The following is a 15,076-nucleotide window of genomic DNA, read 5'->3' on the forward strand; positions in this document are numbered from 1 at the left end:
GACTCAGTCGGTGGGGCAGTGGTCCCAGGCGTCGGGGTAGGCGGCGGGATCGTCGCGGGCGTCCTGGTCGGCGCAGCTGAGGAAGCCGGAGTCCATGCTGTTCCAGGTGGTGAGCGTGCCGGTGATCGGGGTGGGGGCGGCGGTGCCGCAGGTGACGCGGAAGCCGGCCTCGACCAGGGTGGTGCCGGAGTAGGCGAGGAGCCAGCCGTGCTGGGTGGAGTTCTCCAGCATGGTGTGCAACCGGGTCAGTTCGTCGCCGGGGGACGAGTCCGGGCCGAGGCTCAGGTTGTGGCGTTCGCCGAGGGAGCGGGCGAGCGTCGGGATCCAGGAGCGGTCGGTGCCGTCGCCGGTGACCTCGGGGGTGAACGGCCGGTCGAGCAGATCGCGCCAGGTGGTGCGGGTGTCGTCGCGGTAGCGGGCGACCACGTGCAGCAGGGACGGGGTGGAGGTGGGCTCGTCCCAGTCGACGGTGCCGGTGTCGGGGGTGCACGGGGGCGGGGCCGGTGGGTCGGTCGGGGCGGGGGCGGGTGAGCCGCCGCAGGCCGTCAGGGCGAGCAGGGCTGCGATCGGTGCGGCGCGCCGGATCGGGACCCTCATCGACCCAGAATTTCAGGCTCGGCGGGTACGGATGGTGAGCATCGACGAAGGTGCATGAGATCCGCTACGCTGCCGGGGTCGGGCCGGGCGACAGGGCATCCCCAGCGCGGCGGCAAACCGTGCCGCGGCGCGCAGTCAGACGGAGGATACTCATGCGCTGGACCAGCGCCCTGCTGGTGGCGGCGGCCACGATCACGCTGGCGGGCTGCGGCACGGCTCCCGGGTCAGGCGGTGGCACGCCCGTGATGCCGCAGACGGCGGCCGCGGTGCCGAAGAGTGCGAACGTGGCGGACGCGCTCAAGGTGGTCACCGACCAGTTCGCGGCGGTCAACGCGGGTGACTGGGCGAAAGCCTGGGACGCGTGGACGGAAGCGGCCAAGGACGAGATCGCCAAGGACGTCTACGTGAAGACCAACGAGGCCTGCCCGGCGCTGGCGAAGGCCGTGTTCGAGCTGGAGCGGGTCACGCCGGTCGACGACACGACCGTGGACGTCGGCTGGCGGCGCGACGGGATCAGTGAGCACGGCACGTCGCGCCTGGTCGGGACCGGGTGGCAGTTCGACCCGGGCACCACGCTGGTGGAGTACGCGGGCGGGGCGGACGCCGCGATCGCCAAACGCAAGCAAGCGGGGGAGTGCGGCTGAGCCGGTGCGGCGGGAGTCACCTCCCGCCGCGCAGCACCCGCAGGACCGTGCCGGGCCGCATCAGGTCGGCGGGCGGGCGCAGCAGGTGCTGGACCTCCAGCCAGACGCGGCGCACCTCGGGCACGGTGATCGAGGCCAGGGTGAGCCGTTCGAAGTACGGCCGGGTCAGCGCCGCGGTCCGCGGCCGGCGCCCCACGGTCTCCGGATAGGCCAGGTCCGCGCCGGTCGCGAACCGCCACGGCGCGGCGGCGATCCGCGCGGTCTCGGCGTAGAACTCGCGCGCGAACCCGGACGTCGGCTCCGGATGCCCGTCGAGCAGCCGGCCGAGCGCGAGCGCGTGCAGCGCCGCGCACGCCATGCCCTGACCGTAGACCGGGTTGAAGCTGCAGAACGCGTCGCCCGCGGTCACGTACCCCGACGGCGGGTTTCGCAGTTTGTCGAAACGACGGCGCCGGCTCGCCGGATATTTGTACGAGGTCGTGCCGGACAGCGGCTCCGACCGGGCGATGAAGTCGGCGAGCAGCGACACCGGCAACTTGCCGATGCTGTCCTCATAGGAACCGAGGGAGTTGTGCACGCCAGCCACCGAGATGATCCACCGGTCGCCCTCCAGCGGCCAGGCCATGCCGGCCACCTTCTCCTCCGGCGCGACCGGGGAGATCAGCACCGCCGTGGCGCCGTCGAAGTCACCGGGCGAGCGCGGGTAGACACGCGTGGCGTACTCCGTGTCGATCGAGACCTCCTCGCGGGCCGGCGCCGGGAAGCCCAGCTCCGCGAGCCAGCGGTCGGAGCGCGTGCTGCGACCGGAACAGTCCACGACCAGCTTCGCCGGCAGCTGCTCGCCGGTGTCGAGCCGGACCCCGCCCACCCCGCCGGCCGCGGGCAGCAGACCGGAGATCGCGGTCCCGTCCCGGACCGTGACACCCGGGAGCGCCAGCAGGCGACGGCGGAGCGAGAACTCCAGCAACGGCCGGCTGACCGAGAGGATGTCCAGCCCGACCGGGAACCGCGGCCAGAACCGGCCCTCCCGGTGGATCAGCATGTCGCCGGCGGAGTCGAGCGGGACCGCGCCGGCCGCGATCAGCTCGTCGCCCAGCCCGGGGAACAGCTCCTCCAGCGCGCGCCGGCCGGAGATGAGCAGGCCGTGCGCGTGCGCGGACTGCGGGGTGCCGCGCCGGACCGAAGGCTCGTCCGGCAGCCGGTCCCGGTCCACGACCGTCACCGTCGCGAAGCGGCCGGCGAGCGCGCGGGCCGCGCACAGACCGGCGATCCCGGCACCGATGACGATCGCCTCAGCCGGCTTCGACACGTCCCGGTCCTCCTTCGTCGCGCCCGATGACCGTACCCATTATTGAGCGTCTATTAAGATCATGAGGTGCCGGCGGTGAGACGGCTTCGAGACCTCGCTGGCAGCGTGCTCGTCATGCCACGGATTCCTCTCCCGTACGCCCTGATCACGGCGGTCGTCGTGGCCGTCGCCACGGGATCGGTGCTCTCCCTTCCGATACGTCCCGGTGACGGGACCGCGGTGGCCGAGGCCGAACCGCGGGTGGCGGCCGATCCCCGCACCGAGGCGCGCCGGGCCTGGGACGCGCGGGCGGCGACGCTGACCGTGGCGCTGGCGGCGGAGAGCGCGGGAGTCGCGGTGATCGACAACCGGACCGGTTTCACGTACGGCCATCTCGGCGACGTCGCGTTCGAGTCGGCCAGCGTGGCCAAGGTCGGCATCCTGGCCGCGGTGCTGCTGCTCGCCCAGGACCAGGGCCGCGAACTGTCCGCGGCGGAGACCCGGCTGGCCACCCGGATGATCGGCGTCAGCGACAACGACGCGGCCACCGCGCTCTACGCCGAGATCGGCACGGCCGCCGGGCTGGGCGCGGCGGTCGCGCGGCTCGGGCTGACCGGCACCGTGCCGGACGAGAGCTGGGGACTGACCCGGACCACGCCGGCCGACCAGGCCCGGCTGATCAGTGCTCTGCTGGTGCCGGACAGCGCGGAGGGCGCGTTCAGCGACTACTCCCGGCAGGTCGCGGAGACGCTGATGACCTCGGTCGACGCGGACCAGGACTGGGGGGTCGGCGCGACGGCGGCACCGGGCGAACGAGTCGCGCTGAAGAACGGCTGGCTGAGCCGGGACACCGAGGACGGCACCTGGATCGTGAACAGTGCCGGGCGGATCACCGGCGGGTCCGCGGACCTGACGCTGGTGGTGCTGTCCCACGGCAACGCCGGCTACCGGGTGGGCGTCGACCGGGTGGAGAAGCTCGCCACGCTCGCCCGTGCCACGCTGGCCGTCTAGTCGGTACGCTGGACGCACTGATGTGCGGAGAGCGAACAGGAGGCGGCTCATGGCGGAGGCCTACATCGTCGGCGGCGTGCGAACCCCGATCGGGCGGTACGCCGGGGCGCTCGCCCCGGTCCGGCCGGACGACCTGGCCGCACACGTCATCCGCGAACTCCTGCGACGGCACCCCACGGCCGACCCGGCCGCGATCGACGACGTCGTCCTCGGCTGCGCGAACCAGGCCGGCGAGGACAACCGCAACGTCGCCCGGATGGGCGCGCTACTGGCCGGGCTGCCGGTCGAGGTACCCGGCACCACGATCAACCGGCTCTGCGGCTCCGGCCTCGACGCCGTCACCTACGCGGCCCGCGCGATCCGGGCCGGCGAGGCCGACCTGCTCGTCGCCGGCGGCGTGGAGAGCATGAGCCGAGCACCGTTCGTCCTGCCCAAGGCGGAGACGCCGTTCGCCCGCGGCGCCGAGATCGCGGACACCACGCTCGGCTGGCGGCTGGTCAACCCGCTGATGGAGGCGCAGTACGGCATCGACTCCATGGGCGGCACCGCGGAGAACGTCGCCGAGGACTACCGGATCTCCCGCGAGGACCAGGACGCGTTCGCGCTCCGCTCCCAGCAGCGGGCCGCACGCGCACAGGCGGACGGCCGGCTCGCGCGGGAGATCACCCCGGTCCCGGTGCCGGTCAGACGCGGCGAACCGGTCATCGTCGACCGGGACGAACACCCGCGCGAGACCAGCCCGGAAAAGCTCGCGAAGCTGCCCACGCCGTTCCGCCCCGGCGGCACCGTCACGGCCGGCAACGCGGCCGGCGTCAACGACGGCGCCGCCGCACTCCTGATCGCGAGCCGGGCGGCGGTGGAACGCCACGGCCTCACGCCACTCGCCCGGATCACCGGCGCGGCCACCGCCGGCGTACCGCCGAGGATCATGGGCATCGGCCCGGTCCCGGCCACCCGCAAACTCCTCGACCGCGCCGGCCTGACCGTCGCCGACCTGGACGTGATCGAACTGAACGAGGCCTTCGCGGCCCAGTCCCTCGCCGTCCTCCGCGAGCTCGTCGTTCCGGACGACGCGTCGCACGTCAATCCGAACGGGGGTGCGATCGCGTTGGGGCATCCGCTGGGCATGAGCGGGGCGCGTCTGGCGTTGACGGCGGCGATCGAGTTGTCTCTCGGTGCTGGGCGTCGGGGGCTTGCCACGATGTGCATCGGTGTTGGTCAGGGCATCAGCGTGTTGCTGGAGGCTCCTTAGCCGTTTCTTGCGGTTTCGTCGGGTGGGGGTGTGGGGGCGATCGGCCGCACGACGGGCGGTCAGGCTTGATCCCGTCGTGCGGCCGATCGCCCCCACACCCCATGTGGTCGCTTTGGGTTGTTCGGCTGCGGCATTTTAGGCGGGGTCTTGGTGTTGCCGCCCACCCCACACCGACCCGGGCCCCCACCGTCACACTTCGTGGGTGCTTGTAAGCGCCGTTATTGGCCCCGAGGTCTCCGGTGCCGGTCGCGCCGTGGTCGTTTTTCAGGGTGCCTGGTCGGCCTTTACCCCCGGCGCCGCTGTCCCGGCCCGTTGCGTCCCCCGTTCCCCGGCGCTTCGCGCCTCCGCCCCGCCCCCGGCCCCCAGCGTGCTCACCCGCCGGCCCTTCCCTATGGGCCGTTGGGTGGGTGTGACGACTACGGGTGCTTGGGAGGCGCGGAGCGGCGGTGTGGGGCGGGAGGGTGAAAGAAGCGGAAGGTGCCCATGGGGGCTGATGCTCAGCCAGGCACCCTGAAAATTGACCGCCTCGCGGCCGGCACCGGAGACCTCGGGGTCAATAACGGTGCTTACGAGCACCCACGATGTGTGAGGGTGGTGCCCGGGTCGGTGTCAGGTGGTGGTTACTCCAAGACCCCGCTTAAAAGGCCGCCGCCGTATAACCCCAAAGCGACCACCCCCCTCCGACGAAACCGCAAGAAACGTGAAGGTCAAACAACCCGAAGATCAGCTTCAATCCCCGACGCAGTCCCCAGCAGAGAAGGAAGAATCGAGTCGCGAAGAGCGTCAACGGACGTACGACTCGCGTGGACCGAGACATTGACCGACGCCACAACCCCACCCGCCCGCCCCCGAATCGGCACCGCCATCGACCGCAGCCCCTCCTCGAGCTCCTGATCGACGATCGCGTACCCCTGCTCACGGACCCGCCCCAGCTCGGCCCGCAGCGCGTCCTCGCTGGTGATGGTGCGTGACGTCAGCCGCCGGAGCGGGACCCGGCGCAGGTAGTCGTCGAGGACGGTGTCGGGGGCGGCGGCCAGCAGCACCCGGCCCATCGAGGTCACGTAGGCCGGGAAGCGGGTGCCCACGTTGATCGAGACGGTCATGATCCGGCTGGTGGGGACGCGGGCCACGTAGACCACGTCGTCGCCGTCCAGGACGGATACCGACGACGATTCGCGGACCTCGGCGACCAGGCGTTCCAGGTGGGGTTCGGCGACCTCGGGCAGCGAGATGCTGGACAGGTACGCATATCCCAGCTCGAGCACGCGCGGGCTGAGCCGGAACAGCCGGCCGTCGGTGTGCACGTAGCCGAGATCCGTCAGCGTCAGCAGGAAGCGGCGTGCGGCGGCGCGGGTCAGGTCGCAGATGCGCGCCACCTCACTGAGCGTCAGCTCCGGACGGGTGGCGTCGAACGCCCGGATGACCGCCAGCCCGCGTTCCAGCGACTGGACGAAGTGTCCCTCCCGAGCGCTTTCCGTCACGGCGTGCAACCTTACCCCTCGTCGGCCAGCACCCGGCGCGCGACGGCCAGCGCGGCGTTGCTCGCGGGTACGCCCGCGTAGACCGCGGTGTGCAGCAGCACCTCGCCGATCTCCGCCGCGGTCAGGCCGTTCCGGCGGGCCGCGCGTACGTGCATGGCCAGTTCGTCGTGGCAGTGCAGCGCGGTCAGCACGGCGAGCGTGATCATGCTGCGGCTGCGGCGGTCGAGCGTGTCCCGGGACCAGATCTCACCCCACGCGTACCGGGTGATGAAGTCCTGGAACGGCGCGGTCAGTGGCGTGGTGCCGGCCACGGCGCGGTCCACGTGCTCGTCGCCGAGCACCTGCCGGCGTACGACCATGCCGGTGTTCTCCGCGGTCCGGTCCTCCAGGTGGTCGAGGAGCAGCGCGGTGACCGCGTCGGCGCGTTCGACGTTGGCCAGGTGCGCGGCCTCGGGCAGCACCACCAGGCGCGCGCCGGGAATCCCGTCCGCGATGAGCTGGCCGTGCGGCGGTGGCGTGGCCGGATCGTCGCGGCCCGCGATGACCAGCGTGGGGGCGGTGATCGTGGCGAGGTCGGCGCGCTGGTCCATGTGCTGGACGACCGCGCAGGCGCCGGCGTACCCCTCTGGCGGGGTCTTGATGATCATGGTTTTGAGCGTGTCGACCAGCTCCGGGTGACGCTCGGCGAACCCGGTGGTGAGCCAGCGGCCGGCGACCGCGTCCGCGACGGCCCGGGTGCCGTGCGCGCGGACGGTCCGTGCCCGCTCGGCCCAGCCCTCCGGCGGTCCGAGCCGCGCGGACGTGCAGCAGAGCACGAGGCGGCCGACGCGTTCGGGCGCGTGCGCGGCCAGCCACATCGCGGTCATCCCGCCGAGCGAGAGTCCCACCACGTGCGCGGACGCGACGCCGAGCCGGTCCAGCAGCGCGAGCGCGTCCCGGCCGAGATCGGCGAGGGCATAATCCCCCGGCGGTACGGGTGAGCGCCCGTGCCCCCGGGTGTCACAGCGGATCACCCGGAACCGGCGGCTCAACGCGGGCAGCTGCGGGTCCCACATGCTCAGGTCGCTGCCCAGCGAGTTCAGCAGCAGCAGCGGCGGCGCGTCCACCGGCCCGTCCACCACGTGATGCAACTCGACGACACTCACGCCGAACCTCCTGTTCCCGCGGCCGGTGTCGCGGTGCCGCCGAGCCCGGTCCCACGGCGTCGGCGGCCGCTTTCGCACCCGGCGTCCCGCGACGGGGACGATGTGGTCACGCGTCGCCCTTGGGGTGGGCGGCCAGTGCGCGATCGACGAGCGGGCCCGCGCTGCCCAGGTACTCCGCCGGGTCGAGGAGCGCGGTCACCGCGTCCCGGTCCAGGTGCGCGGTGACGCGCGGATCGCCGGCGAGCGGCCGGCCGTCCCGCACCACCGCCGCGACCAGGTCGTGGGCGGCGTCCCTGCCGAGATCCTCGGCGAGCACGCCCGCGACCCGCTCGGCCAGCAGCGCGCCGCCGGTCAGGTCCAGGTTGGCGCGCATGCGGGCCGGGTCGACCTCCAGGCCGGTGAGGCAGTCCCGCAGCCAGTACGCGGCGGAACCGGTGGCCCGCAGCAGGTCGGTGAGCGGCAGCCACTCCGCGTGCCAGGCACCGGCGGCGCGCTGGTGCTCGTGCGGCATGGCCGCGAACAGCGTGCCGGCCAGTCCGGGCGCGCGGGCGGCGGACGCGGCGGCGGAGATCGCGGCGACCGGGTTGGCCTTGTGCGGCATGCTGGACGAGCCGCCGCGGCCGCCGCCCTCCCGCACCTCGCCGACCTCGGTCTGCGCGAGCAGGATGACGTCGCGGGCGATCTTCGCGATCGTGCCGGCCGCGCCGGCCAGCGCGCCGGCCAGCTCCGCGATCCGGCCGCGGTCGGTGTGCCAGGGCAGGATCGGCTCGTTCAGCTCGAGTTCGTCGGCGAAGACGGAGATCAGCTCCGGCCCGATCCGGCCGTCGCCGGCCGCGCGCACCGCACCGCTCCGGCCCGCGACCCCGCCTCGTCCACCCTCCGCGCCACCCGCTCCCACCGGCCCCGCATCCGGGCTCCGCAACCGTGCCGCATCGACGGCGTCGGCCACGCCGGACGCGCCGGCCACGCCGGACGCGCCGGCCGCGTCGTCTCGCGCCGCATCGGCGGCGTCGGCTTGTGCCGTATTTGGTGTGTCGCCTCGTGCTTGGTGGTCTCGTGCCGTGTCGGCTCGTGCCGTGTCGGCTCGTGCCGTGTCGGCTTGTGCCTGGTGGTCTCGTGCCGCGTCGGCTGTGTTGCCTTGTGCCGCACCGGCCGTATCGACGCGTGCCGCGTCGGCCGTGTCGCCCTGTGCCGGGTCGGTCTGCGGCGTGGTGCGGGTCTGGGATGTGGTGCCCGTCTGCGGCATGGCATCGCTCTGCGGCGCCCGGGTCTCGTGCGCCCGGGTCTCGTGCGCCCGGGTCTCGTGCGCCCGGGTCTCGTGCGCCTGGGTCTTGTGCGCCTGGGTCTTGTGCGCCTGGGTCTCGTGCGCGTGGGGTTCGTGCGTGTGTTGCGCGGCGAGGTCGCCGATCGCGGCCAGGGTGCCGGTGGCGCCGCCGAGCTGGGCGGCGAGCGTGCCGTGGCGGACGCGGGCCAGGCGGGCGCCGGCGGCGTCGAGCGCGGTCATCCAGCCGGCCGCGATCAGGCCGAACGTGGTCGGGAGCGCCTGCTGGAGCAGCGTGCGGCCGGCGATCGGCGTGTCCCGGTGCACGGCGGCGAGCGTGGCGGCGCGATCGGCGGCGGAGGCCAGGTCGGCGCGCAGCGGGCCGGTGGCGCGCCGGGCGACCAGCATCGCGGCGGAGTCGATGATGTCCTGGCTGGTGGCGCCCGCGTGGGCGAACCGGGCCAGGTCCGGCGGCAGTTGGGCACGCAGTGCGCGTACCAGCGGCACCACGGGGTTTCCGGCGGAGACCGCGTCGCGCGCGAGCGCGGCCGGATCGAACCGGGACGCGTGACAGGCGTTCGTGATCGCCACCGCGGCCGCCGGCGGGATCAGGCCGAGCCGGGCCTGGGCGCGGGCCAGCGCGGCCTCGGCGTCGAGCATGGCCTGCAGCCAGGCGGTGTCGCCGACGGCATCGCGCACCGGCCCGGCCGACAGCACCCCGTCGAACAGCCCGAGCCGGTCAGCGTCGCGAGCCGCGCCGGGCCCGGAATCCGCGCCGGGGCCGGAATCCGCAATGGGGCCGGAATCCGCGCCGGTGCCGGCAGCAGGGCCGGGGCCGGGAGCCGGGGTGCCGTGGGGAGGCGGGTCAGAGTGCGAAGAAGACGGTCTCATCATCCCCCTGCAGCCGGATGTCGAAGCGGTAGCCGGCGCCGTCCGGCCGGGCGAGCAGCGTGGGCCGGCGGGCCTCCGGGACGGTCGCCAGCACCGGGTCGGCCGCGTTCGCGGTGGCCTCGTCGGCGAAGTAGATCCGGGTCACCACGCGGTGGAGCAGTCCGCGCGCGAGGACCGAGACGTCGATGTGCGGCGCCTGCGGGCGGCCCTCGCGGTCCGGTACGACGCCCGGCTTCAGGGTGATTATCGCCCAGTTGCCGGCGTCGTCGGTGGGACACCGGCCGAATCCGCGGAAGCCGCTGTCCGTGGCGCCGCGCGGGTCGTCCGGGTGCGCGAAACCGCCGGCCGGGTCCGCCTGCCACGTCTCGATCAGCGCGTCCGGCACCTCGGCGCCGGCGCCGTCGAACACCGTGCCGAAGATCCGGATCGCGCCCGGTGTGTCCTCCTCGACCACGGAGTGGCCGTCCGGCCAGGGCAGGCCGATCGACAGGTACGGCCCGACCGTCTGCGACGGGGTGAGCCCGTCGAACTCAGTCGTCATGCGGCTCCTCCGTCGGGGTACCGTCCTCGCCGGCCAGCACGATGTCGAAGCGGAAGCCGAGCGCCCACGACTCCACGGTCGCGTCCAGGTCGAACCGGGCGATCAGCCGCCGGCGGGCCCGCTCGTCCCGGACCGAATTGAAGATCGGGTCGTACGCGAACAGCGGGTCGTCCGGGAAGTACATCTGCGTCACCAGGCGCTGCGTGAACGCGCGCCCGAGCAGCGAGAAGTGGATGTGCGCCGGCCGCCACGCGTTCGGGTGGTTCCCCCACGGGTAGGCGCCCGGCTTGACGGTGACGAACCGGTAGCGTCCCGCGTCGTCGGTCAGGCAGCGGCCCACGCCGGTGAAGTGCGGGTCGAGCGGCGCGTGGTGCTGGTCCCACCGGTGCTGGTAGCGCCCGGCCGCGTTGGACTGCCACACCTCGACCAGGGTGTGCGGGATCGGCCGGCCGCCTGCGTCCCGCACCTGCCCGTGCACGACGATCCGCTGGCCCTGTGCCTCGCCGCCGGGCGCGAGCGTGAGGTCGGCGTCCTCGGGGCGCACCCGGCCCTCGCCGAGCAGCGGGCCGGTGACCTCGGTGAGCGAGTGCGGCAGCAGCACGAACTGTTCGCGTGGCGCCCGCAGCACGGTGGACCGGTAGCCGGGGGAGAGCAGCGGCGGATGCGTCGTACCGTCGTCGCGCCGGTAGGTCGGCAGCATGTCAGCCCTCCTGGCCCTCGAGCGCGCGCAGCACGCTCAGCTCGGTGTCCGTCGGCGCCTCGGTCGTCCGCAGTCCGGGGGCGACGCGCAGGTCCCAGCCGGTGGCCGCGTGCACCTCGTCGAGCGTGACGCCGGGGTGCAGGTGGGTGAGCGTGAGCTCGCACGTCTCCGGGTCCGGCGCGAGCATGCCGAGGTCCGTGACGACCAGTTGCGGGCCGCGGCCGCGCAGCCCGTGCCGTTCGCGGTCGCCCGCCCCGGCGCCGAAGCCGAACGACGTCACGAAGTCCACCCTCGGCACGAACGTACGCCGGCTGTGCGGCACGATCACGATGACCTCGCGACACGATGCCGCGATCTCCGGCGCGCCGCCCGCGCCCGGGAGCCGTACCGCCGGGTTCGCATAGTCGTCGCCGATCACGGTGGTGTTGATGTTGGCGAACCGGTCGAGTTGCGCGGCGCCGAGGAAACCCACGTCGATCCGGCCGGGCTGCAGCCAGTAGTTGAAGATCTCCGGTACCGAGACGACCGCGTCCGCGGTCTCGGCCAGCACGCCGTCGCCGATGGAGAGCGGCAGCCGGTCCGGCTTCGCGCCGATCGTGCCGGACTCGTAGACCAGCACCAGGCCGGGTGCGTGGGTGCGGCGGGCCAGGTTGGCCGCCGTGCTGGGCTTGCCGATGCCGACGAAGCAACGGTCGCCGTCGGACAGCGCCCGGGACGCCGCGACGGTCATCATCTCGCCGGGTGAATGACTACTCACCGGACCTCCGTCCGCAGCCAGGTGGTGAACGCGTCCCGGTCCCGGGAGATCGCGTCCCACGACCGGTAGTACGCGTTGTCCCGCTCGTAGTAGCCCATCGCGTAGGACGGCCGGGCTCCGCCGGGCACCTCGGCCACGCAGGTGATCGCCCAGCCCGGCAGCACGATCGCGCCCGGCCGGGGCGCGAGCTCGTCCACGATCTCCTCGACCGTGACCAGCGACGTCCGGGAGGCGAGCACGACCTCCTTGTGCACGCCGGTGATGCCCCAGAGCTGCACGTTGCCGTGCCGGTCCGCGCGCTGCGCGTGCACGATCGCCACGTCCGGGTTCAGCGCCGGCACCGCGGTCAGCACCTCGCCGGTGAACGGGCAGGTGATCGGCGCGATGGTGGCGGTCCGCCCGGGCAGGTCGGTGCCGGTGTAGCCGCGCAGCACCGCGAACGGCAGCCCGGCCGCACCGGCCGCGTACCGGTTCGCCATGCCGGCGTGGCTGTGCTCCTCGATCTCCAGCGGGACCGGCCAGCCGTGCTGCGCCGCGTCCCGGAACCGGTGCAGCGAGCCGACGCCCGGGTTGCCGGCCCAGGAGAAGACCAGCTTGCGCGCGCAGCCGGCGCCGATCAGCTGGTCGTAGACGATGTCCGGCGTCATCCGGACCAGCGTCAGGTCGCGGCGGCCCTGCCGGATGATCTCGTGCCCGGCGGCGACCGGGATCAGGTGGGTGAAGCCCTCCAGCGCCACCGTGTCGCCGTCGTGGACGAGCCGGGCGACCGCCTCGGCCAGCGTGGTGATCTCCGCCATGGCGCTCCAGGATCCGCAGTGTGTGCGTCTTGCGCACAAGAGTTCGTCTGACGAACGTAACGCCGGGCCCGGGGCAGCGTCAACGGCGCCCGGGCCGTAAGAATATCGACGTACGGGATTGACGTGGTTCAGCTCACGCCCCTACGTTCTTCATGAGAACGTCTGTTCGGATAGCGCACAGGTATAAATCGGGCAAAACACCCCACCCGGGAGATCCATATGCGCCGCTACCTCGCCGTCGCGCTCAGCGCCACGGTGCTCACCGCCGTCACCGCCTGTGGCGGCTCCCCGTCCGAGGAGCCGGACACCGGCACGTCCGGGCCGCGCCCGGTCACGGTCGGTGTCATCCCGATCGTCGACGTGGCCCCGATCTACCTCGGCAAGGAGCAGGGCTTCTTCTCCTCGCGCGGCATCGACCTGGAGCTGGTCACCGCGCAGGGCGGCGCCGCGATCGTGCCCGGCGTGCTCAGCGGCGACTTCCAGTTCGGCTTCAGCAACATCACCTCACTGATGATCGCGCAGACGAAGAACGTGCCGGTGCGGATCGTGGCGAACGGTGCCGCGTCCACCGGCGTGCCCGGCAAGGACTTCGGCGGCGTCGCGGTCGCCGAGGGCAGCCCGATCACCGGTGCGGCCGGGCTGGCCGGGCGCAAGGTCGCGGTCAACACGCTGAAGAACATCGGCGACACCACGGTGCGCGAGTCGGTGCGCAAGGCCGGCGGTGACCCGAGCACCATCGAGTTCGTCGAGATCGGCTTCCCGGACATGCCGGCCGCGCTGGAGAGCGGTCAGGTCGACGCGGCCTGGGTGGTCGAGCCGCAGCTGTCCGCGGTCAAGGCCGCGGGTGGCACCGTGATCGCGTCGAACTTCACCGACACCGCGCCGGACCTGACGATCGCGGCCTACTTCGCCGGTACGAAGCTGATCGCCGAGGATCCGGAGCTGGTGAAGAGCTTCACCGAGGCGATCAACGAGTCGCTGGCGTACGCGGACGCGCACCCGGACGAGGTGCGGGCCGTGCTCAGCAGCTACACGAAGATCAGCGAGGAGGTCCGGGCCGCGCTGATCCTGCCGAAGTGGCCCACCGACGTGAACCGGACGTCGCTGGAGACGCTGGCCACGCTCGGCACGACCGACGGCATCTTCGGCGGCACCGCACCGGACCTGGGCAAGCTGCTGCCGTGAGACCCGGGAGACTCGTCCTGGGCCTGGCCGGTCTCGCCGGATTCGTGCTGCTGCTGGAGGTGATCCCGCGCGCCGGCCTGGTCCCGTCGCGCTACCTGCCGCCGGCCGCCGACATCGCGGTCGCGCTCGCCGGCGAGCTGGCCGACGCCGGGTTCTGGGCCGCGCTGCGCGACACGCTGTCCGGCTGGGTGATCGGGCTGCTGATCGCGGCCGGTGCCGGCGTCGTGCTGGGCCTGCTGATCGGTGCGGTGCCGGTGCTGCGCGCGCTGACCGCGTCCACGGTGGAGTTTCTCCGGCCGATCCCGTCCGTGGCGCTGATCCCGCTCGTCGTGGTGCTCTACGGTGCCAGCCTGCAGTCCAAGCTGGTGCTGGTGGTCTACGCCGCGTTCTGGCAGATGCTGGTCCAGGTGCTCCACGGCGTGCGGGACGTCGACCCGGTCGCGGACGAGACCGCGCGCGCCTACGGGCTGGGCCGGGCCGCCCGGATCACGCACGTGCTCTGGCCGACCGCGCTGCCGTACGTGATGACCGGGCTGCGCCTGGCCGCCGCGGTCGCGCTGATCCTGTGCGTCACCGGCGAGCTGGTGATCGGCGCGCCCGGGCTCGGCGCGCGGATCGCGGTCGCGCAGACGTCCGGTGCCGTCCCGGACCTGTACGCGCTGATCGTGGTCACCGGCCTGCTCGGCGTCGCGATCAACGTGGGCGCCCGGGCGATCGAGCGGTACGCGCTGCGCTGGCACCAGTCGGTCCGTGGGGAGACGGTGGGATGAGACTCGTCCACTGGCTGACGTTGCCGTTCGTGCTGGTCGTGGCCTGGTGGGTGGCGACCGCGGGCAGTCAGGAGTTCTACGTGCCGCCGCTGCGGACCATCGTGGAGGCCGCGCCCGGCGTCTGGACACCCGGCCGGCTCCGCGCCGACGTGCTGCCCAGCCTGCTGCGCCTGCTGGCCGGGTTCGCGCTGGCGCTGGTGCTCGGCGTCGGGCTCGGCGTGCTGATCGGCGGCCGTCCCCTGGTGCGCGCGACGGTGGAGCCGGTGCTGGAGTTCCTCCGCGCGGTCCCGCCACCCGTGCTGGTCCCCGTGATGATGCTGTTCGCCGGCATCGGTGACGGCATGAAGATCTTGGTCATCGTGTCCGGCTGCGTCTGGCCGATCCTGCTCAACACGGTCGAGGGGGTGCGCGCGGTCGACGGCGTGCTGGCCGATACCGCCCGGGCCTACGGGCTCACCGGCCCGGCCCGGCTGTGGCGGCTGACGCTGCCGGCCGCGAGCCCGCAGATCGTCGCGGGTGCCCGCCAGGCGCTCTCGCTCGCGATCATCCTGATGGTGATCAGCGAGATGTTCGCCGCCAGTTCCGGCCTCGGCTACACCATCGTCGAGTTCCAGCGCAGCTTCGCGATCCCGGAGATGTGGACCGGCATCATCCTGCTCGGCCTGCTCGGTGTCGCGCTCTCCGGCCTGTTCCGGCTGGCTGAGAACGCGGTGCTGGGCTGGTACCACGGCCTGCGCCGCGTCCAGAAGGGATAGG

Annotated in this window: 15 protein-coding genes; 6 read left to right on the top strand and 9 right to left on the bottom strand. The window is 73.0% G+C overall.

Annotated features, from left to right (window positions below):
* Positions 1-3: 3 nt before the first annotated feature.
* Complete coding sequence (locus J2S44_RS27965; RefSeq protein ID WP_310419985.1) at positions 4-597, bottom strand: hypothetical protein; 594 nt, start codon at positions 595-597, stop codon at positions 4-6.
* A 152-nt stretch (positions 598-749) separates the two neighbouring features.
* Here J2S44_RS27965 and J2S44_RS27970 point away from each other — a divergent pair, with 152 nt between their 5' ends.
* Positions 750-1,241, top strand: coding sequence for a hypothetical protein (locus J2S44_RS27970; RefSeq protein ID WP_310419987.1), 492 nt, complete (start codon positions 750-752; stop codon positions 1,239-1,241).
* A gap of 16 nt (positions 1,242-1,257) precedes the next feature.
* Here J2S44_RS27970 and J2S44_RS27975 read toward each other — a convergent pair whose 3' ends face one another.
* Positions 1,258-2,550: an FAD-dependent oxidoreductase gene (locus tag J2S44_RS27975; protein WP_310419989.1), complete on the bottom strand. Its 1,293-nt coding sequence runs from the start codon at positions 2,548-2,550 to the stop codon at positions 1,258-1,260.
* 114 nt (positions 2,551-2,664) lie between these two features.
* On the opposite strand from J2S44_RS27975, the gene J2S44_RS27980 reads away from it, so the two are divergent.
* Together J2S44_RS27980 and pcaF are read left to right on the top strand one after the other, a co-directional pair.
* Positions 2,665-3,540 (top strand): serine hydrolase, encoded by an 876-nt coding sequence (locus tag J2S44_RS27980; RefSeq protein ID WP_310419991.1) that lies wholly within the window; start codon positions 2,665-2,667, stop codon positions 3,538-3,540.
* A gap of 49 nt (positions 3,541-3,589) precedes the next feature.
* Positions 3,590-4,792, top strand: coding sequence for a 3-oxoadipyl-CoA thiolase (pcaF, locus tag J2S44_RS27985; RefSeq protein ID WP_310419993.1), 1,203 nt, complete (start codon positions 3,590-3,592; stop codon positions 4,790-4,792).
* Positions 4,793-5,499: 707 nt separating this feature from the next.
* On the opposite strand, the gene J2S44_RS27990 is transcribed toward pcaF, so the two are convergent.
* The 7 genes from J2S44_RS27990 to J2S44_RS28020 all read right to left on the bottom strand — a co-directional run bounded on the left by J2S44_RS27990 (position 5,500) and on the right by J2S44_RS28020 (position 12,365).
* Positions 5,500-6,273, bottom strand: a complete 774-nt coding sequence (locus tag J2S44_RS27990; RefSeq protein ID WP_310419995.1) for an IclR family transcriptional regulator — start codon at positions 6,271-6,273, stop codon at positions 5,500-5,502.
* An 11-nt stretch (positions 6,274-6,284) separates the two neighbouring features.
* Complete coding sequence (gene pcaDC / locus J2S44_RS27995) at positions 6,285-7,418, bottom strand: bifunctional 3-oxoadipate enol-lactonase/4-carboxymuconolactone decarboxylase PcaDC (RefSeq protein ID WP_310419997.1); 1,134 nt, start codon at positions 7,416-7,418, stop codon at positions 6,285-6,287.
* A 106-nt stretch (positions 7,419-7,524) separates the two neighbouring features.
* A complete protein-coding gene (locus tag J2S44_RS28000) occupies positions 7,525-9,378 on the bottom strand; it encodes a lyase family protein (RefSeq protein WP_310419999.1) in 1,854 nt (617 codons plus the stop codon).
* Between the two features lie 166 nt (positions 9,379-9,544).
* Positions 9,545-10,111 carry a protocatechuate 3,4-dioxygenase subunit alpha gene (gene pcaG, locus J2S44_RS28005; RefSeq protein WP_310420001.1) on the bottom strand — a complete coding sequence of 189 codons (567 nt, stop codon included), beginning with the start codon at positions 10,109-10,111 and terminating at the stop codon, positions 9,545-9,547.
* Entirely contained in the window at positions 10,101-10,811 is a 711-nt protein-coding gene (gene pcaH, locus J2S44_RS28010; protein ID WP_310420003.1) for a protocatechuate 3,4-dioxygenase subunit beta, read from the bottom strand. Before pcaH ends, pcaG begins: the two co-directional genes overlap by 11 nt.
* A gap of 1 nt (position 10,812) precedes the next feature.
* The gene (locus tag J2S44_RS28015) at positions 10,813-11,568 is read right to left on the bottom strand and encodes a CoA-transferase subunit beta (protein ID WP_310420005.1); all 756 of its coding nucleotides are present in this window, start codon (positions 11,566-11,568) and stop codon (positions 10,813-10,815) included.
* On the bottom strand, positions 11,565-12,365 hold the full coding sequence (locus J2S44_RS28020; protein ID WP_310420007.1) for a CoA transferase subunit A: 801 nt from the start codon (positions 12,363-12,365) through the stop codon (positions 11,565-11,567). Before J2S44_RS28020 ends, J2S44_RS28015 begins: the two co-directional genes overlap by 4 nt.
* A 219-nt stretch (positions 12,366-12,584) precedes the next feature.
* On the opposite strand from J2S44_RS28020, the gene J2S44_RS28025 reads away from it, so the two are divergent.
* From J2S44_RS28025 to J2S44_RS28035, 3 genes are read left to right on the top strand one after another with little or no spacing between them, the layout of a single operon-like run.
* A complete protein-coding gene (locus tag J2S44_RS28025) occupies positions 12,585-13,550 on the top strand; it encodes an ABC transporter substrate-binding protein (protein ID WP_310420008.1) in 966 nt (321 codons plus the stop codon).
* Positions 13,547-14,320, top strand: coding sequence for an ABC transporter permease (locus tag J2S44_RS28030; protein WP_310420011.1), 774 nt, complete (start codon positions 13,547-13,549; stop codon positions 14,318-14,320). Before J2S44_RS28025 ends, J2S44_RS28030 begins: the two co-directional genes overlap by 4 nt.
* The gene (locus J2S44_RS28035; RefSeq protein ID WP_310420013.1) at positions 14,317-15,075 is read left to right on the top strand and encodes an ABC transporter permease; all 759 of its coding nucleotides are present in this window, start codon (positions 14,317-14,319) and stop codon (positions 15,073-15,075) included. The genes J2S44_RS28030 and J2S44_RS28035 overlap by 4 nt, the downstream gene beginning before the upstream one ends.
* Position 15,076: the final 1 nt, after the last annotated feature.

Origin of the sequence: Catenuloplanes niger (assembly GCF_031458255.1) — a bacterium.
GTDB lineage: Bacteria > Actinomycetota > Actinomycetes > Mycobacteriales > Micromonosporaceae > Catenuloplanes > Catenuloplanes niger.